At 60.4% G+C, this 24,041-nt stretch carries 20 protein-coding genes, 1 other RNA gene and 1 pseudogene; 12 read left to right on the top strand and 10 right to left on the bottom strand.

Annotated elements, in window-relative coordinates; genetic code table 11:
- The first annotated feature begins 127 nt into the window (after positions 1-127).
- The 10 genes from ACA070_RS09390 (at position 128) to ACA070_RS09345 (ending at position 9,605) form a co-directional block, all read left to right on the top strand.
- Positions 128-382: a type II toxin-antitoxin system Phd/YefM family antitoxin gene (locus ACA070_RS09390; RefSeq protein WP_497451931.1), complete on the top strand. Its 255-nt coding sequence runs from the start codon at positions 128-130 to the stop codon at positions 380-382.
- Entirely contained in the window at positions 382-792 is a 411-nt protein-coding gene (locus ACA070_RS09385) for a type II toxin-antitoxin system VapC family toxin (RefSeq protein WP_497450888.1), read from the top strand. Before ACA070_RS09390 ends, ACA070_RS09385 begins: the two co-directional genes overlap by 1 nt.
- A gap of 206 nt (positions 793-998) precedes the next feature.
- On the top strand, positions 999-2,414 hold the full coding sequence (gene ccoG, locus ACA070_RS09380; protein WP_497450887.1) for a cytochrome c oxidase accessory protein CcoG: 1,416 nt from the start codon (positions 999-1,001) through the stop codon (positions 2,412-2,414).
- An 11-nt stretch (positions 2,415-2,425) separates the two neighbouring features.
- Positions 2,426-2,965 carry a FixH family protein gene (locus tag ACA070_RS09375; protein ID WP_497450886.1) on the top strand — a complete coding sequence of 180 codons (540 nt, stop codon included), beginning with the start codon at positions 2,426-2,428 and terminating at the stop codon, positions 2,963-2,965.
- 172 nt (positions 2,966-3,137) lie between these two features.
- Positions 3,138-5,588: a heavy metal translocating P-type ATPase gene (locus ACA070_RS09370; protein ID WP_497450885.1), complete on the top strand. Its 2,451-nt coding sequence runs from the start codon at positions 3,138-3,140 to the stop codon at positions 5,586-5,588.
- A gap of 22 nt (positions 5,589-5,610) precedes the next feature.
- The gene (ccoS, locus tag ACA070_RS09365) at positions 5,611-5,829 is read left to right on the top strand and encodes a cbb3-type cytochrome oxidase assembly protein CcoS (RefSeq protein ID WP_462026379.1); all 219 of its coding nucleotides are present in this window, start codon (positions 5,611-5,613) and stop codon (positions 5,827-5,829) included.
- Positions 5,822-6,505 carry a sulfite exporter TauE/SafE family protein gene (locus tag ACA070_RS09360; protein ID WP_497450884.1) on the top strand — a complete coding sequence of 228 codons (684 nt, stop codon included), beginning with the start codon at positions 5,822-5,824 and terminating at the stop codon, positions 6,503-6,505. The genes ccoS and ACA070_RS09360 overlap by 8 nt, the downstream gene beginning before the upstream one ends.
- A 192-nt stretch (positions 6,506-6,697) precedes the next feature.
- Positions 6,698-8,080 carry an oxygen-independent coproporphyrinogen III oxidase gene (gene hemN, locus ACA070_RS09355; protein WP_497451930.1) on the top strand — a complete coding sequence of 461 codons (1,383 nt, stop codon included), beginning with the start codon at positions 6,698-6,700 and terminating at the stop codon, positions 8,078-8,080.
- A gap of 162 nt (positions 8,081-8,242) precedes the next feature.
- On the top strand, positions 8,243-8,977 hold the full coding sequence (fnr, locus tag ACA070_RS09350; protein WP_206415754.1) for a fumarate/nitrate reduction transcriptional regulator Fnr: 735 nt from the start codon (positions 8,243-8,245) through the stop codon (positions 8,975-8,977).
- Between the two features lie 79 nt (positions 8,978-9,056).
- Entirely contained in the window at positions 9,057-9,605 is a 549-nt protein-coding gene (locus tag ACA070_RS09345; RefSeq protein WP_497450883.1) for an adenine phosphoribosyltransferase, read from the top strand.
- Between the two features lie 148 nt (positions 9,606-9,753).
- Here the strand turns inward: ACA070_RS09345 and ACA070_RS09340 are convergent, their stop codons facing one another.
- The 5 genes from ACA070_RS09340 to dnaX form a co-directional block, all read right to left on the bottom strand.
- Positions 9,754-10,902, bottom strand: coding sequence for an acyl-CoA dehydrogenase family protein (locus tag ACA070_RS09340; RefSeq protein ID WP_497450882.1), 1,149 nt, complete (start codon positions 10,900-10,902; stop codon positions 9,754-9,756).
- A 196-nt stretch (positions 10,903-11,098) separates the two neighbouring features.
- Positions 11,099-11,701, bottom strand: a complete 603-nt coding sequence (gene recR / locus ACA070_RS09335; RefSeq protein WP_403100645.1) for a recombination mediator RecR — start codon at positions 11,699-11,701, stop codon at positions 11,099-11,101.
- Between the two features lie 65 nt (positions 11,702-11,766).
- The gene (gene curA / locus ACA070_RS09330) at positions 11,767-12,801 is read right to left on the bottom strand and encodes an NADPH-dependent curcumin/dihydrocurcumin reductase (RefSeq protein WP_497450881.1); all 1,035 of its coding nucleotides are present in this window, start codon (positions 12,799-12,801) and stop codon (positions 11,767-11,769) included.
- 277 nt (positions 12,802-13,078) lie between these two features.
- The gene (locus ACA070_RS09325; protein WP_109628912.1) at positions 13,079-13,417 is read right to left on the bottom strand and encodes a YbaB/EbfC family nucleoid-associated protein; all 339 of its coding nucleotides are present in this window, start codon (positions 13,415-13,417) and stop codon (positions 13,079-13,081) included.
- Positions 13,418-13,484: 67 nt separating this feature from the next.
- Positions 13,485-15,572, bottom strand: a complete 2,088-nt coding sequence (dnaX, locus tag ACA070_RS09320) for a DNA polymerase III subunit gamma/tau (RefSeq protein WP_497450880.1) — start codon at positions 15,570-15,572, stop codon at positions 13,485-13,487.
- Between the two features lie 144 nt (positions 15,573-15,716).
- On the opposite strand from dnaX, the pseudogene ACA070_RS09315 reads away from it, so the two are divergent.
- Positions 15,717-15,986, top strand: a pseudogene (locus ACA070_RS09315) (amino acid ABC transporter substrate-binding protein); the annotation flags it as partial.
- 245 nt (positions 15,987-16,231) lie between these two features.
- Here ACA070_RS09315 and ACA070_RS09310 read toward each other — a convergent pair.
- Positions 16,232-17,932, bottom strand: a complete 1,701-nt coding sequence (locus tag ACA070_RS09310; RefSeq protein WP_497450879.1) for a putative bifunctional diguanylate cyclase/phosphodiesterase — start codon at positions 17,930-17,932, stop codon at positions 16,232-16,234.
- Positions 17,933-18,235: 303 nt separating this feature from the next.
- On the opposite strand from ACA070_RS09310, the gene ACA070_RS09305 reads away from it, so the two are divergent.
- A complete protein-coding gene (locus ACA070_RS09305) occupies positions 18,236-18,550 on the top strand; it encodes a helix-turn-helix domain-containing protein (RefSeq protein WP_497450878.1) in 315 nt (104 codons plus the stop codon).
- A gap of 201 nt (positions 18,551-18,751) precedes the next feature.
- Here the strand turns inward: ACA070_RS09305 and ffs are convergent.
- The 4 genes from ffs to zipA form a co-directional block, all read right to left on the bottom strand.
- Positions 18,752-18,848: signal recognition particle sRNA small type (gene ffs / locus ACA070_RS09300), an RNA gene on the bottom strand.
- A 297-nt stretch (positions 18,849-19,145) separates the two neighbouring features.
- Positions 19,146-20,312, bottom strand: a complete 1,167-nt coding sequence (locus tag ACA070_RS09295) for a zinc-binding metallopeptidase family protein (protein ID WP_497450877.1) — start codon at positions 20,310-20,312, stop codon at positions 19,146-19,148.
- Between the two features lie 226 nt (positions 20,313-20,538).
- Positions 20,539-22,896, bottom strand: coding sequence for an NAD-dependent DNA ligase LigA (gene ligA / locus ACA070_RS09290; protein ID WP_497450876.1), 2,358 nt, complete (start codon positions 22,894-22,896; stop codon positions 20,539-20,541).
- Between the two features lie 227 nt (positions 22,897-23,123).
- Positions 23,124-23,978 (bottom strand): cell division protein ZipA, encoded by an 855-nt coding sequence (gene zipA, locus ACA070_RS09285; RefSeq protein WP_497450875.1) that lies wholly within the window; start codon positions 23,976-23,978, stop codon positions 23,124-23,126.
- Positions 23,979-24,041 lie beyond the last annotated feature (63 nt).

Genomic DNA, 24,041 nt, shown 5'->3' with positions numbered 1-24,041 from the left:
TGTTTACAGCTGTTCATCAGAGACCCTGTCACGACCGATGGTAGCCCCCTGTTTGCGTTCCGTAGTTGCGGGACACCCAACAGAGTAGTAACGTTTCTACAAAGCAAATTCAGGAGGGTCAACCATGATGGCCATCACCACCATATCCAGCCGGGAATTCAACCAGGACACAAGTAGTGCCAAAAAAGCCACGCGTCATGGACCGGTTATCATCACCGACCGTGGCAAGCCTGCTCACGTACTGCTAAGCATTGAGGAGTACCAGAACCTGACGGGCATGAACGCCAACATCGTCGATCTGTTGGTGATGCCGGAAGCTGCCGACATCGAGTTCGAAACCGAGCGTGCCGTCATCACTCATCGACCCGTGGATTTGTCCTGATGTATCTACTCGACACCAATGTAATTTCTGAGCTGCGCAAACCCCAGGCTGACTTGAACGTTGTCGCCTGGGCGAAAAGTGTCATCGCTCCACGTATGTTCATTTCGGCGATTACTTTGAAGGAGCTTGAGACAGGAGTTCTGCGAATGGAACGTCGCGATCCCGCTCAGGGGAAGGTATTGCGCAGTTGGCTGAAGCGCCACGTAATACCGGCATTCGATGCCAGAATCTTGCCGGTCGATGCCGCCGTGGCACTACGCTGTGCCAGTTTGCATGTTCCGGATCGTGCCAACGAAAGCGATGCCCTGATCGCAGCGACTGCATTGGTTCATGGCCTTACGGTGGTCACCCGCAATGTCAGTGATTTCCAATCCAGCGGTGTTGCACTGATCAATCCCTGGGACGAGTGAGTTCGCCGCCCCTACAAAACCGTCCATAATTCACAAGTCAATTGATTCAAGTCATTACACCGTCAGTTGATTTCAACCAACGTGACCAAAGGTCGCACCCTTGAGCTAGAGCGACAGGCGTATCATTGCGCCACTGCAACACCTATTTTTGACCGCGGTCGGCATGTACTGATCGGGGCATTTTTCCACTGCCGTGGGATGCAATGATGAGCAATCAGATTCCGGTACACGACGTCACACCGCCTGCCAAGGACGCGAACAACAGCGTCGACCTCTACGCCTCTCGAGAAAAGATTTACACCCGTGCCTTCACAGGCTTGTTCCGTAACCTGCGGATGATGGGCGGTGCCGGGTTGTTTCTGCTGTATTTCGGTACGGTCTGGCTGAACTGGGGTGGTCATCAGGCCGTCTGGTGGAACCTGCCGGAGCGCAAATTCTTTATCTTTGGTGCGACCTTCTGGCCTCAGGATTTCATCCTGCTCTCCGGGATCTTGATCGTCAGCGCCTTCGGCCTGTTCTTCATTACCGTGTACGCCGGTCGTGTGTGGTGCGGTTACACCTGCCCGCAGAGCGTCTGGACGTGGATTTACATGTGGTGCGAAAAGGTCACCGAAGGCGACCGCAACCAGCGCATCAAGCTCGACAAGGCGCCGATGAGCGCCAACAAATTCCTGCGCAAATTCAGCAAACACTCGATGTGGCTGTTGATCGGCTTCGTTACCGGCATGACCTTCGTCGGTTACTTCTCGCCCATTCGCGAACTGACGATCGATTTTTTCACCGGCGAGGCGGATGGCTGGTCGTACTTCTGGGTCGGTTTCTTCACCCTCGCCACCTACGGCAACGCCGGCTGGTTGCGCGAGCAAGTGTGCATTTACATGTGCCCGTATGCGCGGTTCCAAAGCGTGATGTTCGACAAAGACACACTGATCGTTTCCTACGATCCGCGCCGCGGGGAAAGCCGTGGCCCGCGCAAGAAAGGCATCGACTACAAGGCCCAGGGCCTGGGTGACTGCATTGATTGCACCATGTGCGTCCAGGTCTGCCCGACCGGTATCGACATTCGCGACGGTCTGCAGATCGAATGCATCGGCTGCGCGGCGTGTATCGATGCCTGCGACACCATCATGGACAAAATGGACTACCCCCGCGGGTTGATCAGCTACACCACCGAGCACAACCTGTCCGGGCAAAAAACCCATAAACTGCGCCCGCGCCTGATCGGCTATGCGGTGGTGCTGCTGGCCATGATGGGCTTGCTGGCGGGTGCTTTCTTCATGCGGTCGCTGGTCGGTTTCGACGTCAGCAAGGATCGCGTGCTGTACCGCGAGAACGCCGAAGGCCGGATCGAGAACGTCTACAGCCTGAAGATCATGAACAAGGACCAGCGCGACCATACCTACGTGCTGGAAGCCTCCGGTTTGCCGGACCTGAAACTGCAAGGCAAGCGCGAAATCAAAGTCGCCGCCGGGGAGATTTTCAGTCAGCCGGTCGAACTGTCGATCGCACCGGAAAAACTGCCGTCGAGCACCAACGAGGTGAAATTCATCCTCAAGGATGCCGACGACGACAGCGTCCACGTTGAAGCCAAGAGCCGATTCATCGGCCCACAAATTCGTTGAGAGAAGTGATCATGCCCGCAGCAAACGCCGCAAGCCCTTGGTACAAGCATCTTTGGCCGTGGATCATCATCGCCATCCTGGCCTGTTCCGTGACCCTGACCTTGTCCATGGTGACGATCGCGGTGAACAACCCGGATAACCTGGTCAACGACAACTACTACGAGGCCGGCAAAGGCATCAACCGCTCCCTCGACCGTGAACTGCTGGCCCAGACCCTGCTGCTGCGCGCCAGCGTTCACCTGGATGACGTGACCGGCGAAGTCGACTTGCGCCTGAGCGGCAACAGCCAACCGAAAACCCTTGAGCTGAACCTGATTTCGCCGACCCAGCCGGAGAAGGATCGCAAGATCACCCTCGCCCGCAGCGAAACCGAACAGGGCCGCTACATCGGTCAGTTGAGTGACAAGATTGAAGGCCGGCGTTTTGTCGAATTGCTGGGCACTCACGACGACCACATCTGGCGCATGTTCGAAGAAGAGCTGGTCAGCCATGACAAGGATCTGCTGCTGGGTGACGAGCCGTTGCAAGGCGCGGAAGACCTGAAGAAGTAATTTCCAGTGAATACGGTCAACTGTGGCGAGGGAGCTTGCTCCCGCTGGGGTGCGAAGCGCCCCTGAAACCAGCAAACCTATTCTTTCAGGCATAGCGAGTTCGCAATAGCGACTGCTTCGCAGCCGAGCGGGAGCAAGCTCCCTCGCCACAATGATTCTCATGGCAACAGAAATGACCACGCCAACCCCCTGCTACCACTGCGCCCTGCCCGTCCCGGCCGGCAGCCGCTTCACCGCCGCTGTCCTCGGTGAAACCCGCGAGTTCTGCTGCCCGGGTTGCCAGGCTGTGGCTGAAGCGATCGTGGCCGGTGGGCTGGAAAGCTATTACCAGCATCGCAGCGAGTCATCGGCCAACCCCGAAGCGTTGCCGGTGCAGTTGGTGGATGAGTTGGCGCTCTACGACCGCGCCGACGTGCAAAAGCCCTTCGTGCGCCACGACGGCGAACTCGCCGAAACCACCCTGTTGATGGAAGGCATCAGCTGCGCCGCCTGCGGCTGGCTGATCGAGAAACACCTGCGCGCTTTGCCGGCGGTGGCCGAGGCGCGACTGAACCTGTCCAACCATCGCCTTCACGTGCGTTGGGCCGACGCACAATTGCCGTTGAGCCAGGTGCTCAGCGAATTGCGCCACATCGGTTACGCCGCGCACCCCTATCAAGCCGACCGCGCCAGTGAACAACTGGCCAGCGAAAACCGCCTGGCCTTGCGCCAACTCGGTGTCGCCGGGCTGCTGTGGTTCCAGGCGATGATGGCGACCATGGCCACCTGGCCAGAATTCAACATCGACTTGAGCCCGGAGCTGCACACCATCCTGCGCTGGGTCGCGTTGTTCCTCACCACGCCGATCGTGTTCTACAGTTGCGCGCCGTTCTTCAAAGGGGCGATGCGCGATTTGCGCACCCGTCACCTGACCATGGACGTGTCAGTGTCCCTGGCAATCGGCAGTGCCTACATCGCCGGGATCTGGACCTCGATCACCGGCGTCGGCGAGTTGTATTTCGATGCCGTGGGAATGTTTGCGTTGTTCCTGTTGGCAGGGCGTTACCTGGAACGCCGCGCCCGCGAGCGCACCGCCGCCGCTACCGCACAGCTTGTAAACCTGTTGCCTGCTTCGTGCCTGCGCTTGAGTACTGACGGGCAGAGTGAGCGGATCCTGCTCAGCGAACTGCGTGTCGGCGATCAAGTGCTGGTGCATCCGGGCGCAATCCTGCCGGCCGACGGCAAAATCCTCGATGGCCAGTCGAGCATCGACGAATCGCTGCTGACCGGCGAGTACCTGCCGCAGCCGCGCACGCAGGGCGATGCGGTCACCGCCGGCACCCTGAACGTCGAAGGCGCGTTGACCGTGGAAGTGCTGGCACTGGGTCAGGACACGCGACTGTCAGCCATCGTCCGCCTGCTGGATCGCGCCCAGGCCGAGAAGCCGCGACTGGCGGAAATCGCCGACCGCGCCGCGCAATGGTTCCTGTTGCTAACGCTGATCGCATCCGCCTGCATCGGCCTGTTGTGGTGGGAACTGGATTCGTCGCGAGCCTTCTGGATTGTCTTGGCGATGCTGGTTGCGACGTGCCCGTGCGCCTTGTCGCTGGCCACGCCGACCGCGCTCACCGCCGCCACCGGCACCCTGCACAAACTCGGCTTGCTGCTGACGCGCGGTCATGTGCTGGAAGGCCTGAACCAGATTGACACGGTAATTTTCGACAAGACCGGTACATTGACCGAAGGTCGCCTGGCCTTGCGTTCGATCCGCCCTCTCGGCGCGCTCGATAGCGATCAATGCCTGAGCCTCGCCGCAGCCCTGGAAAACCGTTCCGAGCACCCGATCGCCCGGGCATTTGGCCGGGCGCCGCTGGCGGCCGAAGAAGTCCTCAGCACGCCGGGGCTGGGTCTCGAAGGCTTGGTCGGCACGCAGCGCTTGCGTATCGGCCAGCCGGGTTTTGTCTGCGAGCTCAGTGGCGCGGCTGTACCGGTGATGCCCGACGAAGCGGGCCAATGGCTGCTGCTCGGCGACAGCCAAGGGCCACTGGCGTGGTTTGTCCTCGATGACCGATTGCGCGCCGATGCTCCGGCGCTATTGGAGGCCTGCAGGGCCCGCGGTTGGCGCACGTTGCTGCTGTCGGGCGATACCTCGCCGATGGTCGCCAGCGTAGCCGCCGAACTGGGCATCGACGAAGCCCGGGGCGGTTTGCGTCCGGACGATAAATTGCAGGTCCTGCAACAGCTGCACAAGGAAGGCCGCAAGGTGTTGATGCTCGGTGACGGGGTCAACGATGTGCCGGTGCTGGCCGCGGCCGACATCAGCGTGGCGATGGGTTCGGCCACCGATCTGGCGAAAACCAGTGCCGATGCGGTGTTGCTGTCGAACCGTCTCGATGCGCTGGTGCAAGCCTTCAGCCTGGCGCGACGCACCCGTCGGGTAATCATCGAGAACCTGCTGTGGGCCGGGCTGTACAATGGCCTCATGTTGCCGTTCGCCGCCCTCGGCTGGATCACGCCGGTATGGGCTGCGGTCGGCATGTCCATCAGTTCGTTGACCGTGGTGTTGAACGCCCTGCGCCTGACTCGCCTGCCGAGCATGCCTGCCGCCCGCACCACGCCAGAAACCCGTCCGCTGCCGGCCTGAGCCGCGCGGGCATGGAGTCCAGATGCCAGCTCTCTACGTGATGATCCCGGCCGCGCTGCTGATCGTGGCCATCGCTGTCTATATCTTCTTCTGGGCGGTCGACAGCGGTCAGTACGACGACCTCGACGGCCCGGCCCACAGCATTCTGTTCGACGACCAGGACCCGAACCACAAGGCTGCGGTCGACGAAGCCAGCGGCCATCCGGCCAAACCGGACGACAAGGCACCGCCTCATGCTTGAGTTGGCGCCACTGCTGGTGTCTGCGGTGATTCTCGGCCTGCTCGGCGGCGGGCATTGCCTGGGCATGTGCGGCGGCTTGATGGGCGCGCTGACCCTGGCGATTCCCAAGGAACAACGCAGCCGCCGCTTCCGCCTGCTGCTGGCCTACAACCTGGGGCGAATTCTCAGCTATGCGACGGCCGGACTTCTGATCGGCCTGGCGGGTTGGGCAGTGGCCAACAGCCCGGCGGCGATGTTCATGCGGGTGATCGCCGGACTGTTACTGATCGCCATGGGCCTGTACCTCGCCGGTTGGTGGAGCGGCCTGACCCGTATCGAAAGCCTGGGGCGCGGTCTGTGGCGGCATATCCAGCCGGTTGCCAACAAACTGCTGCCGGTGTCGAGCCTGCCCCGCGCGCTGCTGCTGGGTGCGCTGTGGGGATGGTTGCCGTGCGGGTTGGTTTACAGCACGTTGCTGTGGGCGGCGAGCCAGGGCAATGCGCTGGACAGTGCGTTGCTGATGCTCGCGTTCGGACTCGGCACCTGGCCGGTGCTGCTGGCCACCGGGCTGGCGGCAGAGCGGGTCACGGCGTTGTTGCGCAAGCGTAGCGTGCGCATGGCCGGTGGTTTTTTGGTGATGCTGTTCGGCATCTGGACGTTGCCGGGGCCGCATCAGCATTGGCTCATGGGGCATTAGATCGGCGGTGCGCCCATCGCGAGCAGGCTCGCTCCCACATTCAAATGCATTCCCCTGTGGGAGCGAGCCTGCTCGCGATGAGGCCCTCGCCAACAACACAAATCCTGACCGTTGATGCAAATCAAGATGCCCCAGCGCCGCACCCCATAGACTTGCTGACACTGCCAGCCTATCCGGGGGAATGCCCGCATGATGCTCGACGCCATTCGTTGGGACACCGATCTGATCCGCCGTTACGACCTGGCGGGGCCGCGTTACACCTCTTACCCGACCGCGGTGCAATTCGACGGACAGGTCGGCACGTTCGACCTGTTTCACGCCCTGCGCGACAGCCGCAAGGCCCTGCGCCCACTGTCGTTGTATGTGCATGTGCCGTTCTGCGCGAACATTTGCTACTACTGCGCCTGCAACAAAGTCATCACCAAGGACCGAGGCCGCGCGCTGCCCTACTTGCAGCGCCTTGATCAGGAAATCCATCTGATCGCCTGCCACCTCGACCCGGCGCAAAAGGTCGAACAACTGCACTTCGGCGGTGGCACCCCGACCTTTCTCAGTCACGACGAACTGCGCCAGTTGATGGCTCAGTTACGCAAACACTTCAACCTGCTGGACGATGATTCCGGCGACTACGGCATCGAGATCGACCCGCGCGAGGCCGACTGGTCGACCATGGGCTTGCTCCGTGAGCTGGGCTTCAATCGCGTCAGCATTGGCCTGCAAGACCTCGACCCGGCGGTGCAACGGGCGGTCAATCGCCTGCAAAGCCTGGAAGAAACCCGCGCCGTGATCGACGCCGCCCGGACCCTGCAATTTCGCTCGATCAACATCGACCTGATCTACGGCTTGCCAAAGCAGACACCGGAAAACTTCGCCCGCACGGTCGACGAAGTCATTGCGCTGCAACCGGACCGGCTCTCGGTGTTCAACTACGCGCACCTGCCGGAACGCTTCATGCCGCAACGGCGAATCAACGGCAACGACCTGCCGACGCCGGCGCAGAAGCTGGAAATGCTCCAGCGCACCATCGAACAGCTGACCGCTGCCGGCTACCGCTACATCGGCATGGACCACTTCGCCCTGCCCGACGACGAGCTGGCGATTGCCCAGGAAGAATCGACCCTGCAGCGTAACTTTCAGGGCTACACCACTCACGGTCATTGCGATTTGATCGGCTTGGGGGTGTCGGCCATCAGTCAGATCGGCGACCTCTACTGCCAGAACAACAGCGACCTGAACCAGTACCAGAACGCCCTCGCCGTCGCGCAGTTAGCGACCAGTCGTGGCCTGATATGCAACGCCGACGACCGTGTGCGGCGGGCGGTGATCCAGCAGCTGATCTGTACGTTCACCCTGGAGTTCGCGGACATCGAACAGGCCTTCAACATCGATTTTCGCGGTTACTTCGGTGAACTGTGGCCTCAGCTACTGACCATGGCCGATGACGGTTTGATCAGCCTCGACAACGAGCGGATCAACGTACTGCCCGCCGGTCGCTTGCTGGTGCGCTCGGTGTGCATGGTGTTCGATGCCTATTTGCAACAGCACAATCACCAGCGGTTTTCCCGGGTGATCTGATGGCCGCGAAACAGGTTCCTTGCACGAGTTCGAATGCAAGGTTACTGGCCGCCGACCGCGGGCCTTTATCACCATGCGACAAAAACGGCACAAACTGGCCTGAATGTCCTCCCGTGGGTTACCCTTACGTCTTATGTGTGTTTTCCCACAAGGATTGAAGAAATGTCCGAGCCAGTAAAACTGCGCGCTCACAGCCAGGCCCATTGCAAGGATTGCAGCCTGGCCCCCCTCTGCTTGCCACTTTCTCTGAATCTGGAAGACATGGATGCGCTGGACGAAATCGTCAAACGTGGCCGCCCGCTGAAAAAAGGCGAGTTCCTGTTCCGCCAGGGTGACACTTTCGATTCCGTTTATGCAGTACGCTCCGGCGCCCTCAAGACCTTCAGCCTGAGCGATGGCGGTGAAGAACAGCTCACCGGTTTCCACTTGCCGAGCGAACTGGTCGGCCTGTCGGGCATGGACACCGAAAAGCACCCGGTTTCGGCACAAGCCCTGGAAACCACGTCGGTGTGCGAAATCCCCTTCGAACGCCTCGACGAACTGGCCCTGCAACTGCCGCAGCTGCGCCGTCAGCTGATGCGTGTCATGAGCCGCGAAATTCGCGACGATCAGCAAATGATGTTGCTGCTGTCGAAGAAAACCGCCGACGAGCGCATTGCCACGTTTCTGGTCAACCTCTCGGCACGTTTCCGCGCCCGGGGTTTCTCGGCCAACCAGTTCCGCCTGAGCATGTCGCGCAACGAAATCGGCAATTACCTGGGCTTGGCGGTGGAAACCGTGTCCCGGGTGTTCACGCGCTTCCAGCAAAACGAGCTGATCGCGGCCGAGGGCAAGGAAATCCACATCCTCGACCCGATCCAGCTCTGCGCCCTGGCCGGTGGCTCGATAGAAGGCTGACGGCAACAATTGCGGCTGAGCGAAACGGTTCAGCCGCCGTTATACTGCGACGTTTGCAGCCTGCCAGGATTCTTCGACCATGGCCTTCGACGCCTTTGACATCAAATCCCTGATCCGCCCCGTGATCGACTTCCCCAAGCCCGGCGTGATCTTTCGCGACATCACACCGTTGTTCCAGTCGCCTACGGCCCTGCGCCTGGTGATGGACAGCTTCGCTCATCGTTATGTCGAGGCGGATTTCACGCATATCGGCGCGATGGATGCCCGTGGCTTCCTGATCGGCTCGGTGCTGGCCTATCAACTGAACAAGCCGTTGGTGCTGTTTCGCAAACAAGGGAAACTGCCGGCCGATGTGTTGGCCGAGGGTTATGCGACCGAGTACGGCGAAGCCTTTCTCGAAGTGCACGCCGATAGCCTGTGCGAAGGCGATTCAGTGGTGATGTTTGATGATTTGATCGCCACCGGCGGTACGCTGATTGCGGCGGCGAACCTGATTCGGCGCATGGGCGCGCGGGTTCATGAAGCGGCGGCGATTATTGATCTGCCGGAGCTGGGTGGGTCGCAACGGCTGAACGATATGGGGATTCCTACGTTTTGCCTGACGCAGTTTGCGTTGAGCGAAAAGTAAGCGGCGCCTTCAAAGGCCTCTTCGCGAGCAAGCCCGCTCCCACATTAGATATCTGCCGGACACGAAATTTGTGTACACCGGAGATTCAATGTGGGAGCGGGCTTGCTCGCGAAGAGGCCGGTGGCAACACCACAGATCTCAATACCCGCTAAAGCCCCATCTGCTTACTGATAATCTCGTTCATCACTTCCCGCGTCCCGCCACCGATCGACAGAATCCGGTTATCCCGATACAACCGCTCCACCAGGCTTTCACGCATGTAGCCGAGGCCACCGAGAATCTGCACCGCATCCGTCGTAATCCGGTCAGCCGTGTCCGTCGCAAAATTCTTCGCCATGGAAATTTCCTTGATCACGCTCTGCCCCGCCGCCATTTTCGCCGCCTGACGGTAAGTGAACTCCCGTGACACCTCCAATGCCGTGGCCATTTCCGCGAGGCGATGTTTAAGCACCTGGAACTTGCCGATGGGTTTGCCAAAGGCTTCGCGCTGACGCGCCCATTTCAGGCTTTCCTCCAGCGCCAGCTGGGCCGTCATGTTGGCCATCAGCGCCAACGCCAGGCGTTCGCTCTGGAAGTTGCCCATAATGCAGGCGAACCCCATGTTCTCGGCGCCGATCAGATTTCCCACAGACACCCGGCAATCATCGAAGAATAGTTCGGCCGTGTCCGACGCCCACCAGCCCATTTTCTTCAACTGACGACCGACGGTGAAACCGGGCGTGCCCTTTTCGATCAGCAGCAGACTGATGCCACCGAAACCCGGTTCGCCGGTGCGCACCGCAACGGTGTAGAAGTCTGCGCGGATGCCACTGGTGATAAAGGTTTTACTGCCGCTGACCCGGTAAAAATCGCCGTCACGCACGGCGCGGGTTTGCAGATTGGCCACATCGGAGCCGCCGCTGGGTTCGGTGACGGCCAGCGCGCTGATCTTCTCGCCGGCCAGCACTTGCGGAACGACACGATCACGGACTTCAGGTCTGGCCCATTTGAGAATCGGCGGCAGTCCGATGTCCAGTGAACCAAGGCCCGCCACCAAACCGCCGGAGCCACAGCGCATCAGCTCTTCGCTGGCAGCGACCTTGGCGAACACATCACCTTCGTGGCTGCCGCCCAGGGATTCGGGATAGCCGATCCCAAGGATTCCCGCCGCTCCGGCCTTGAGGTAGAGCTCGCGGGGAAAGCATTCAGCTTCTTCCCACTGATCAATGTCCGGAAGAATCTCACGCTCGACGAAACGTCTGACGCTGTCGCGGACCAATTGGTGGCTGGGATCGAAGTATTCCTGAAAGGCAGGCATCGGCGAACTCCACTGAAGGTTCAGCGAAGTTAACCGAGCGCTTGCTTGGTTTTCAATAGAATTGTGTGAATCAGATGGACCGAGGCGCACCCTTCGCGGGCAAGTCGGATCGCCGCACCGCTCGCTCCTACAGGGTCACCGGTCCTTCTGTAGGAGCGAGGCTTGCCCGCGAAGGCGTCAGTGCAGACACCACAAATTACAAAGCGATCGGCTTACGCCCCGCAAACGAATGCGCCAACGTCCCGCCATCCACCAGTTCCAGCTCACCCCCCAACGGCACACCGTGGGCGATACGCGAAGCAACCAGGCCTTTATTGCTCAGCAACTGCGCGATGTAGTGCGCCGTCGCCTCACCTTCCACGGTCGGGTTGGTGGCCAGAATCACTTCAGTAAACGTGCCCGCCTCTTCAATCCGCGCCAACAGCTGCGGAATACCGATGGCTTCCGGCCCGAGCCCGTCGAGCGGCGAGAGATGGCCCTTGAGCACAAAGTAGCGACCACGAAAACCGGTCTGCTCCACGGCGTAGACGTCCATCGGACCTTCCACCACGCAGAGCAGGGTGTCGTCACGGCGGGTATCGGCACATTGCGGGCAAAGGTCGTCTTCGGTCAGCGTGCGGCACAACCGGCAATGGCCCACCCCTTCCATGGCCTGGCTCAGTGCCGACGCCAGTCGTGAACCACCGCTGCGATCACGCTCAAGCAGTTGCAGTGCCATGCGCTGGGCAGTTTTCTGACCGACACCCGGCAAAATTCGCAGGGCATCGATGAGTTGGCGAATCAAAGGGCTGAAGCTCATGGGGAAAAGTCCGACAAAACAACGAGACGCGGTTTATACCCGCGCCTCTGTTTAGCGTCAATTATTCAGTCCTGAGCGACCCGAACCACCAGTTTGCCAAAGTTGCGCCCTTCCAGCAGACCGATGAAGGCCTCGGGTGCATTCTCAAGGCCATCAACCACGTCTTCGCGGAACTTGACCTTGCCGTCTCGCACCCACGGCGCCATGGCGCTGACGAACTCCGGCTGACGATCGCCGTAGTCATCGAACACGATAAAGCCCTGGACTCGTACGCGTTTGGTCAGCAACGTACGCTGCAATTGCGGCAAGCGATCCGGGCCGGTCGGTGCTTCGTGGGCGTTATAGGAAGCGATGAGGCCGCACAGTGGAATTCGCGCCTTGGCATTGAGCAGGGGCACCACCGCGTCGAATACCTTGCCGCCGACGTTCTCGTAATAGATATCGATACCCTCGGCGCACGCCTGAGCCAGTTCCTCGGCAAAGTTCGGGCTCTTGTGATCGACGCAGGCATCGAATCCCAATTCCTCCACCACGTAGCCGCATTTTTCCGCGCCGCCCGCCACGCCAACCACGCGCAGGCCTTTGATCTTCGCCACCTGGCCGACCACCGAGCCCACCGCGCCCGAAGCGGCCGCGACCACCAGGGTTTCGCCGGCATTGGGCTGGCCGATGTCCATCAGGCCCATGTACGCGGTCATGCCCGGCATGCCCAGCACACCCAGGGCCATCGACGGGGTCGGCAAACCGCTCGGCACCGGAATGATGTTGCGGCCATCGCTGATGCTGTGGCTTTGCCAACCAGTGGCGCCCACCACCAGGTCACCTTCGTGGAACTTCGGATTCAGCGAGCGCTCGACGCGGCTGACAGCGCCACCGGTCATCACCTCGCCGATTTCTACCGGCGCGGCGTAGGACGGCGCGTCACTCATGCGACCGCGCATGTAGGGGTCCAGCGACAGGTATTGAGTCTTGAGCAGGATCTCACCGTCAGCCAGGTCCGGCAGTGCTTCCCGCTCCAGGCGAAAATTCTCCGGCGTCGGCGCGCCTGTTGGGCGGGACGCCAGGACGATACGTTGGTTGAGGGTCAATGCGTCTGGCATGTGAGCGTCTCCTTTGATCGATGAATTCGGCGGTATAGGGGAGCAGACCTTTGTGGTGGTGTGGCGTTCGATGTTTCTGCCTTTCATTGTGGCGAGGGAGCTTGCTCCCGCTGGGTCGCGAAGCGGCCCCACTCTTCACCTGAAAAGTAGGGGACCGCTGCGCGGTCCAGCGGGAGCAAGCTCCCTCGCCACAGGGATTTACAAAACCAGCAGAAACAAAAATGCCAGGCGCGATGCCTGGCATTTTTTTGTAGCTCATCCGATGCGCTTTGGCGAATCAGAAGGGCAGTTTCATACCCGGCGGCAGTTGCATGCCAGCGGTCATGTTGCCCATCTTGTCCTGGCTATTGGCTTCGATCTTGCGCACGGCGTCGTTGACGGCGGCGGCGAACACCGCTTCCAGCATCTCTTTGTCGTCTTCGCTCAGGCCTTCAACCAGGCTTGGGTCGATGGTCACGCGCTTGACGTCGTGACGACCGGTCATCACCACGGTGACCATATCGCCGCCGGCTTTACCGGTGACTTCGGCGTTGGCCAGTTCTTCCTGCATCTTGGCCATTTTTTCCTGCATCTGCTGCGCCTGCTTCATCAGGCCGGCCATGCCACCTTTCATCATGGGAATCACCTCAAAAGTACTTGGATTTAAACAGCGCCCGGCCCTTGGGGCCGAACGCCTTCAGTTATTAGCCCTGACTGACCAGAGCTTCGACAGGTTCAATAGTATCGTTACGGACCACCGCACCGAACTGCTGCATCATTTGCTGGATGAACGGATCACCGTGGATCGATTCCTCGGCCTCGCGCTGACGGTTGACGCGGCGCCGGGACGCAGCCTGGGCCGGGGTTTCCTGCTCGGGCTTGATCAGCTCCATGGTCAGGGTCAACGTCCGGCCGTGAAACTGGTTCAACGCATCGTTGAGACGACGTTGCTGGGTCGCGTTGAACAAGGCGCTATGGGCCGGGTCCAGGTGCAACAGCCAGTTGTCGCCATCGACAGCGATCAGGGTGCAGTTGGCGGCGATGCTGCCGGTCATGCCCGAGATCGGCAATTTCGGGAACAACTCCAGCCATTGCAGGGCCAGACCGGTGGCGGGCATGGCGGCCGGCTCAGGCTCGGGTTCCGGCGCGGGTTCGGCGGCGTGTTCGCTGGCCAGTTCATCGAGGTAGCTGTAGGCCGAATCCATGTCCGGCTCGATGTAATCTTCGTCCAGCGGCGGCTCGTCATCCAGGTCCACGCCCGGCGTGGCGGCGTCGACGTCGGCCACCGACGGCTCCGGGATCGGCGCCGCGGCCCACTCCGGCGCGTCCGGCACCACGCTGTCAGGCGTCGGCAACGGCATGGGCGGCAGATCGGGTTGTTCGCCGGCGGTTTCCAGAACCGGCTCGACGGCGGGTTGCTGGACGGGCTCCGGCTCGACCGGGTCATTCCATGGCAGGTCGACCACTGCTTCGATTGCGACAGGCTCAACCACAGGCTCGGCCACGACAACGGGCACAACCGGTTCAGGCTCTGGAGCAGAAACCGCCACAGCGACGGGTTCAGGCACAGGCGCAGGGGCAACGGGGGCAACTGCCGCAGCGACTACCGGCGCCACAACCGGCGCGGCAGCCACTGAATTTGCGGAATCAACTGTGGCCTGGCTGATCCCCACTGGCTTTAGCGGTTGCCTCGGGGCGTCCGCGGTGTCTGCCGGTCGGAATGCGAGCATTCGCAGCAGGACCATTTCGAATCCGCCACGCGGGTCCGGCGCCAGCGGCAAGTCGCGGCGGCCGATCAGGCCCATCTGGTAATAGAACTGCACGTCTTCGGCGGGTAAGGCCTGGGCCAGTGCCAGCACCCGATCGCGGTCGCCGTGACCGTTGTCGACGCCTTCAGGCAAGGCCTGGGCGATGGCGACACGGTGCAGCACGTTGAGAATTTCCGAGAGCACGCCGTTCCAGTCCGGGCCTTGCTCAGCCAAATGACGGACGGCTTCGAGCAAGGCCTTGGCGTCGCCTTCGATCAGCGAATGCAGAACGTCGTAGACCTGACCATGGTCGAGCGTGCCGAGCATTGCCCGCACGTCGGCGGCCATGACCTTGCCTTCACCGAAAGCAATGGCCTGGTCGGTCAGGCTCATGGCGTCACGCATCGAGCCGTCGGCGGCGCGGCCCAGCAGCCACAGTGCGTCGTCTTCAAACGGCACGTTCTCGACGCCCAGCACATGGGTCAAATGCTCGACCACGCGCTCCGGGGTCATGTTCTTGAGGGAGAACTGCAGGCACCGCGACAGAATGGTTGCAGGAAGTTTCTGCGGGTCGGTCGTCGCCAGGATGAACTTGACGTAGGGCGGCGGCTCTTCAAGCGTTTTCAACAGCGCATTGAAGGAATGGCTGGAGAGCATGTGCACTTCGTCGATCAGGTAGACCTTGAAGCGGCCGCGGCTCGGCGCGTATTGCACGTTATCGAGCAGCTCGCGGGTGTCCTCGACCTTGGTCCGGCTCGCGGCGTCGATCTCGATCAGGTCGACAAAGCGGCCCTCATCGATTTCGCGGCACACCGAACACTCGCCGCAGGGCGTCGAAGTGATACCTGTTTCACAGTTCAGGCATTTGGCGATGATGCGCGCGATGGTGGTCTTGCCGACCCCGCGCGTCCCGGTGAACAGGTACGCGTGGTGCAGCCGCTGGCTGTCCAAGGCATTGATCAGAGCCTTGAGCACATGGGTCTGGCCGACCATTTCGCGGAACGAGCGCGGACGCCATTTACGTGCAAGAACCTGATAACTCATCGAAAACCGTCGCAACGAAGGAACAGAAGCGGCTAATGCTAGCGGAGCAAGGCCAAAATTGCATCCGGTGCGCTCGTCTAATCTGGCTAAGATGCACTTTGGGGGGCTTTTATCGGCTCAGGTTTGCGATGTACCGGAGCGTTTATGCGTTTTGCCTTGGGGGCACTGCTGTGGATAAGTCTGAGCGTCACCGCCGCCGAAGCGCCGCTGCGTTTCGCGGTGCCCGACAGTTGGGCGATGCCGATGGTGCAGCTGGAGCGCGGGCAAGTGACCCAGGGCATTCTGTTCGACGTGATGCTCAGCCTCGCGACCCAGGTCGGCGTGCCGGCTGAATTCCATGTACTGCCGCGGGCCCGGGTGCAAAACGCCATGGAACATGGCGAGGTCGACGTGCGCTGCTATGCCGCGCAGTCGCCGGTGCAACGCATACTGCGCACGTTGCTGCGGATGAAAATGTCGGGGGAGATAGATGACATTATCCGGCTCTATATTGGTTCCCAGCCAGGTACACCTTAAGCAAATCTTCTAATCGACACCGGGCCCTTGTGGGAGTGAGCCTGCTCGCGAAAGCGGTCTGACATTCAACATTGATGGTGACTGACATACCGCTATCGCGAGCAGGCTCACTCCCACAAGTGTCCGGTGGTGATCTCAAGACTTCAGCCAACCTGCTTCAACGTCTGCCATTGCGCTGGCACGACAAACCCCGCGACCCAACCCGGCACTTCGGCGGGAGGCATCGGCCGGGCGATGAAATAGCCTTGGGCAACTTCACACCCCAATCGCAACAGCAGCTCCCCGTGCTCGATACTTTGCAGCCCTTCGGCAATTACCTGCCGGCCAAACGCCCGGGCCAGTCCTATCACCGCCGTGGTCAGCGCCAGGTCATCGCGATCATCCAGAATGTCGCGTACAAACGATTTATCGATCTTGATGGTTTGGGTGCGCAAGCGTTTGAGGTAGCTCAGCGATGAATAGCCGGTGCCGAAGTCGCCCAGTGAAAACTGCACCCCGAGTTCCTGACAGGCCTGCAAACAGGCACTGACGTGCTGGATATTCTCGATCGCCACCGACTCGACGATTTCCAGGTCGAGCATCTGTGGGGCAACGTCGGCATGCCGGGCGAGGACGTGCCTGAGGCGGTCGACGAAATCCGCGCGCTGAAAATGCCGTGCCGCGATATTAATGCTGATCGGCCAGCCCTGCCCCGCCTGCTGCCATTGGCGCAACTGCGTCAGCACCTGATCCATCACCCATTCGCCGATGTCGACGATGAGGTCCGTCTCTTCCACCAGCGGCAAAAACTCCCGTGCCGGCACCAGGCCATTTTGCGGATGCTCCCAGCGCAACAGCGCCTCGAAGCCGACCACCACGCCAAGGCGCATGTTGACCTTGGGCTGGAAATGCAGACGCAACTCATCGGCGGCCAGTGCCTGGCGCACTCGCTCGACCGTCTGGTGAGTGGCCTTGACCTCTAGATCTCTGGACACATCGAACAGATGGAATCGGTTGCGACCGCGCTGCTTGGCCACGTACATGGCCTGATCGGCGTGACGCAGCAGGGTTTCGGCATCTTCATTATCGAGGGGAAACAGCGTGACGCCGATGCTGGCGAACACATTGATGTCCTTGCCATGCAAGGTGTACGACGCCGAGATCGCCCCCAGCACCCGGTTCAGCGCCGCGCGCAATTCCGGCAGGTCTCGCACGTAACGCAGCACCAGCACGAATTCGTCGCCAGCCAACCGCGCCACCACATCTTCGCCCCGCACGATGTGGCGCAAACGCTTGGCCACTTCCACCAGCAATTGATCGCCACTGGCGTGACCGTAGCCATCGTTGACCGCTTTGAACCCGTCGAGGTCGAGCATGCAGACGGCGAGCGGAATGTTTTCCTGCCGGGAGAACTCCAGCGCCTGGTCCAGCAGATCCGAGAGGAACGCGCGATTGGGCAGCCCGGTCAGCACGTCATGCCCGACCCGCCATTGCAGGGAATGTAATAACTGGCGTTTTTCGCTGATATCAAAACGAATCGACAGGTATCGATCAACCCGTCCTGTGGCGTCATTGAGCACCGGCACCATAGTGCTTTCGACCCAGTACAGGCTGCCGTCCTTGGCACGATTACAAATATCGCCCTTCCAGACATTGCCCAGCGCGATGGTGCGCCACATGCCGGCGAAGAAATCAGCGGTGTGCACGCCGGAATTGAGAAGACGATGGTTTTGCCCGAGCAACTCATCGCGGCTATAGCCGGACACAGCGCAGAACTGATCGTTGACGTGGGTGATCCGGCCGCTCAGGTCAGTTTCGGAAAAAATGGCGGCGGCATCCACGGCCCTGCGGTATTTCTCATCCATGAATCAGGCTCGCTGTCGCTAGCGGTGGGACTGCGCAAACACGTTTTCACTCCATGACCAGCATTTGCTGACTTCGCAGAACCGAAGATCGGCCAGTCTCAAAAACCTCGTGCAAGGCTGACAAGGGAGCGCAATGCTGGCGGTTTCGCATCGCCCATTTTCTCGAAACAGGTCACTAAACACCCCTTATTGGCGGCGATTCTACGAAACGCATCACATTTTGCAAAGCAAGGTGATGGATCATGCAGTTGTCTAATGCAAAAATCTATCGTTAAGTTCTTGATTCTAAATGGGAATTGAGCGATGCAAATTTCAAGTTTGGGTCCAGCCATCCGACGCTACCGCAAGGTCGCGGGGCTTACTCAGGCTGAACTCGGCGAAAAAACCGGTTTTGACCCCAAAACCATCAGCCGCTTTGAAACCGGAACCTATACCCCCAGCGTTGAAGCCTTGTTCCTGCTTGCCAAGGTGCTGGACGTAAAGCTGAAAGCCTTTTTCGCGGACTTAAGCGATGAAGATGAACAGCGGGCGTATCTGTTCGGCGTCATTCACAAAGCCACCCCGAAGGATCTGGGAAAGCTGATTGCAGCGGTTGACCAGGCCTTGTCCAAGCCTTAGTGCCATAAATAAAGAACAATGCCGGAAATGAAAAAGGAGGCCGACGTGTCTGACACGACACATCGGCCTCCTTTTTTATGTTCGTTCTAAAAATCGGAAACGACAAAACACCGCCTGGAACAAGCTCCATGGCCGCACAATGAAATAAGTATTTTTAAACAGAAAACGCGAGAGAGGACTCGCGGTGCGTTATGGAGGCAACCCCACCAGCCACACCCCGGCACACAATGTTCCCGCTGTGGCTGCTTCCTTCCGGATCTGACCAGGTTCACGGGTAATCGTTGCGGGGGGACCGATGGGGTCACCATAACGACGCTCACCAGACGGCGAGCCGCGCCATTGTACCTATCTGAGACGAAGTTACAACCGTTCGATCCAGATTAAAAATATGAATCAGGTCAAGGACATGCACAGGACGCGAAACACCACCGTCCGTAGCAGCTGTCGAGCTTGCGAGGCTGCGTCCGGCTGCGCAGCAGTCGTAAATCCAGTGCTCGCGGTTTTCCTGCAAAATCGCGCCGCCTGATTTTACGACTGCTGCGCAGCCGGACGCAGCCTCGCAGGCTCGACAGCTGCTACAAATGGATGCGGGCGGCTACAGGTCTTGAAGCACTTCATCCGCCCTGCCGCCCTCTTGCTGGATCACCAGGTGAATGAAGTGCAGTTTGGCAATCACCGCTGGCGGCAGGACGAACGGGTAGAAATCCGGCTGGCCCATGCTCCGTGATAATTCATTGAGCATGCCGGCCAGTTCGATCCATGCGTTGACGAATGACAGGAACGCCGCGCCGCCGGGATGCTGTGGATCGTAGAGCGTCTCGGACGGAAACGGCTGGTAGTCGAAATCCATCTCCCGCGCGCTCATGCCAAACCCCAGCGCCGTGTCCACCGCATCCATCATGTGCAGGTAATGCGCCCAGGTTTCCGCCCAGTCTTCCCACGGATGCATGGTGGCGTAGGCGCTGACGCACTGTTGCTGCCAGTCGAGCGGCGCACCTTGCTGGTAATGCCGCTCCAGCGCGTCGGCGTAGCTGACACGCTCATCGCCGAACAGGCTGCGGAACGACTCCAGCCAAGGGCTATTGGCGATCAAGCGATCCCAGTAATAGTGCCCGACCTCATGCCGAAAATGCCCGAGCAGCGTGCGATAAGGCTCGTGCATTTGCACCCGGACCTTTTCGCGGTGGGCGTCGTCGGCTTCCTTGATATCGAGGGTGATCAGACCGTTGGCGTGCCCCGTGGTCGGCGGCTTGCCTTCAAGGTCGACACCGATGAAGTCGAAGGCCAGGCCGGTCTGTTCGTCGACAGTTTTGGGAATCACCTGCAAACCCAGGCTGATCAACTGTGCGACCAGCCGACGCTTGGCGGTTTCGACATTGCGCCAGCGGTCGTGGTTTTCGGCAATCGACAGATCCGGGATGGTGCGATTCAGGCTACAGGCGATGCACAACGCATCGTGGTCATTGGCCGGCAGCAGCCAATTGCACGCAGCGGGAGAATCGAGGTTGGCGCAGCGACGGAACAGACCGGCTTCAGGATCGGCGTCGAGCCGCCAGGTGTCCGCCTGCAAGCCCGGCTGCAGCGAGGACAGGCGACTCTGCTCCGGCTGATAACCCAGCGCTGCCGAACAGGCGAGGCACTGGCTGTTGCGAAAGAACAGCGACTGCCCGCAACGGCAATGCCAGATCTTGCTGTTGCGCGAACTTTCGCCCACGAAGGGCGCGGCGATGCGTGAGCTGAGCTGTTCGAAAAAGCGGTACATGGCGATCTCTCCCTGGGGCTTGCCAAGACTAGATCATTGCCGCGCGAAGATCGTTCCCACGAGAACACCTGTGTGAATTGCTTTTGTGGCGAGGGGGCTTGCCCCCGTTGGGGCGCGCAGCGGCCCCAGATCCGGCGACCGCATTATCACAGACAGATTGCGTGCGCAGGTTTTGCGACGACTGCGTCGCCGAACGGGGATAAATCCCCTCGCCACAGGGTTAGTGTCAGATGGGGATGTCGTGTTTTTTCAGGAAATCGACAAAAGCCTCTTCATCGAGAACCTTCAACCCCAGCTCATTAGCCTTGGCCAACTTCGAACCCGCACCCGGCCCGGCCACTACGCAATGGGTCTTGGCCGACACCGAACCCGCCACCTTGGCGCCGAGGCTTTCGAGTTTGTCCTTGGCGATATCGCGGCTCATCAATTCCAGCGAACCGGTCAGCACCCAGGTCTGGCCAGCCAGCGGCAGGCCTTCGACGACCTTCTTCTCGCTCTGCCAATGCATGCCGAAATCGCGCAGCTGCTTTTCGGCGGCCTCAGCTATCTGGCGATTTTCTGCCACTGCAAAAAACTCGCGAACCGAATTGGCCTGCTTCTCCGGCAAGGCTTGACGCATGTCCAGCCAATCAGCGCCGAACACGCCTTCCAGCGAACCGAACTTGTCCGCCAGCTTCTGCGCCCCGCCCGGCCCGACTGAAGGAATGTGCAGCTTGTCGAGAAAACCGCCCAGCGTGGTGCTGGCGGCGAACTCGGCCCCCAGCTCCCCCTGATCCTGAATCTGCATACCGTGCTTGAGCAGATCCGCAATCACCTGTTGGTTATGCGCATCTTCGAAGAAGCTGTGAATCTCGTGAGCCACTTCCAGGCCGACATCCGGCAAGTACGTCAGCACTTGCGGCAACGCCTGCTGAACCCGCTCCAGCGAACCGAGAGAACGCGCCAGCACCTTGGCCGTCTCTTCGCCGACATCCGGAATCCCGAGGGCGTAGATGAACCGTGCAAGGCTCGGCTGCTTGCTGTCTTCAATGGCGCCAAGCAGGTTCTTGCTCGACAACTCGGCAAAGCCTTCCAGATCGACTATTTGCTCGAACGTCAGGGCGTACAGATCGGCCGGCGAATTCACCAGCCCTTCGTCCACCAATTGCTCGACGCTCTTCTCGCCAAGGCCTTCAATGTCCATTGCGCGGCGGGAGACAAAGTGGATGATCGCCTGCTTGAGTTGCGCACCGCAGGCCAGTCGACCGACGCAGCGATACACCGCGCCTTCGCTGACGGTCTCGCGACCCTTGCTGCGCTTGACCAATTGCGTGCGCTCGACATGCGAGCCGCAGACCGGGCACTTCTCGGGAATCTGCACTGGACGCGCGTCATCCGGACGGCGCTCCATGACCACCTGCACCACTTGCGGAATCACGTCACCCGCGCGGCGGATGATCACGGTGTCGCCGATCATCAGGCCCAGCCGCGCCACTTCGTCCATGTTGTGCAAGGTCGCATTGGCCACGGTGACACCGGCGACCTTGACCGGTTTCAAGCGCGCCACAGGCGTCACGGCGCCGGTGCGGCCGACCTGGAATTCCACATCGAGCAGTTCGGTGAGTTCTTCCATGGCCGGGAATTTGTGGGCAATCGCCCAGCGCGGCTCGCGAGCACGGAACCCCAATTCACGCTGGGAAGCGATGCTGTTGACCTTGAACACCACGCCATCGATTTCATAGGCCAACCCATTGCGGCGCTCACCGATGTCGCGGTAATAATCCAGGCATTCGTCAATGCCGTGCGCCAGTTTCAACTCGCGACTGATCGGCATGCCCCACGCCTGGAGCTGCTTGAGATTACCGATGTGTGTGTCGGCAATGTCAGCCGAAATCTGGCCAATGCCGTAGCAGCAGAATTCGAGCGGACGGTTGGCGGTGATCTTCGAATCGAGCTGGCGCAAGCTACCGGCGGCCGCGTTACGCGGGTTGGCGAAGGTCTTGCCGCCGACCTCCAGTTGCGTGGCGTTCAGACGCTCGAAACCAGCCTTGGACATGAACACTTCGCCGCGCACTTCCAGGGTCGCCGGCCAGCCGCTGCCTTGCAGCTTCAGCGGGATATTGCGTACGGTGCGCACGTTGACGCTGATGTCTTCGCCGGTGGTGCCGTCGCCGCGCGTTGCGCCGCGTACCAATACGCCGTCCTGATAAAGCAGGCTGACCGCCAGACCATCAAGCTTCGGTTCGCAGCTGTATTCCACCGCCGCGCCGCCGCCAAACAAATCGCCGGCCGGCAGGTCGAGGCCTTCAGTCACCCGCCGATCGAACTCGCGCATGTCGGTTTCTTCGAAGGCGTTGCCGAGGCTGAGCATCGGCACTTCATGGCGTACCTGAGTGAACGCCGACAGCGCCGCGCTGCCGACACGCTGGGTCGGCGAGTCGCTGGTGATCAGGTCCGGATTGGCCGCTTCCAGAGCCTTGAGCTCGTGGAACAAGCGGTCGTATTCGACGTCCGGGATGCTCGGCTCGTCCAGCACGTGATAACGGTAGTTGTGCTGATCCAGCTCAGCGCGCAGCTCTAGAATGCGGGTTTTGGCGGCGGTCATGGGTGTTCTCTCATAAAGCAAAAGAGCAGCCGAGGCTGCTCAATCTTTTAAACAATAGCGTAACGACGCGTGTTCTGTGGCGAGGGAGCTTGCTCCCGCTCGGCGGCGAAGCCGTCGTATAACCCGTGATTGCGGTGTGTCTGAATGAAGGGGCTGCTTCGCAGCCCGGCGGGAGCAAGCTCCCTCGCCACAAAAAGCTCTCCTGACATAGAGAGCTCTGGCTCGATTCAGCGCTTCTGGGTCAGGGCGCGACGCTCGAATTCAACGATACGCTGACGGTAGTGCTCGATCGTCTGGGCAGTCAGCACGCTGCGCTGGTCGTCTTTCAGTTCGCCGTTCAGCTCCTGGGACAGTTTGCGCGCTGCGGCCACCATCACGTCGAACGCTTGCTTCGGATGACGCGGGCCTGGCAGACCGAGGAAGAAACTCACCGCTGGCGTGCTGAAGTGGTCGATGTCGTCCAGATCGAAGATGCCCGGCTTGACCGCATTGGCCATGGAGAACAGGACTTCACCGTTGCCGGCCATGCTTTCGTGGCGGTGAAAAATATCCATCTCACCGAAACGCAGACCGCTTTCCAGAATGTTCTGCAACAACGCCGGGCCTTTGAAGCCGGCCGCGTCACGGCAGATCACGCTGATCACCAGCACTTCTTCGGCTTGCGGTTGTTCCTTGTCGCTGACAGAAGGTGAGGCCTTGGTGTCATCCGGGAAATCGTCGTCACGGCTGCTGAAGCTCGGGCCGCCGTCCAGATCCAGACTGAGGTTCATGTCGCCCTGGGAAGGTTCGCCATGGCCACGCTTGCCGCGCTTGGAACCCGATTCACGCGGTTCACGGGCAGGCATGCTCACCGACGGCAGATCGTGCTCGTCCAGTTGCGGTTCTTTATGATTATCCAGCACGCGGGGCGGGCCCAACAGCTCGGCGCTGGTGTCCTCGTCCGGCAGGTTGGACAAACTTCGGTCAAGACGGAATTTCAGTTTTCCCTTGCCGCCGCGCATGCGACGCCAGCCATCGAAAAGAATACCGGCAATGACAATAATGCCGATGACGATCAGCCACTCGCGCAGACCGATTTCCATGTAATCCCGTGCCTCTATAAAAAATGCTGAAAAATAAGGGGTTTACAACTCGCAAACCGCTTT

This window comes from Pseudomonas sp. LBUM1678 (assembly GCF_059695575.1).
Note: the sequence above shows the minus strand (reverse complement) of the source record. Positions and strands in the feature narration are given on the sequence as shown.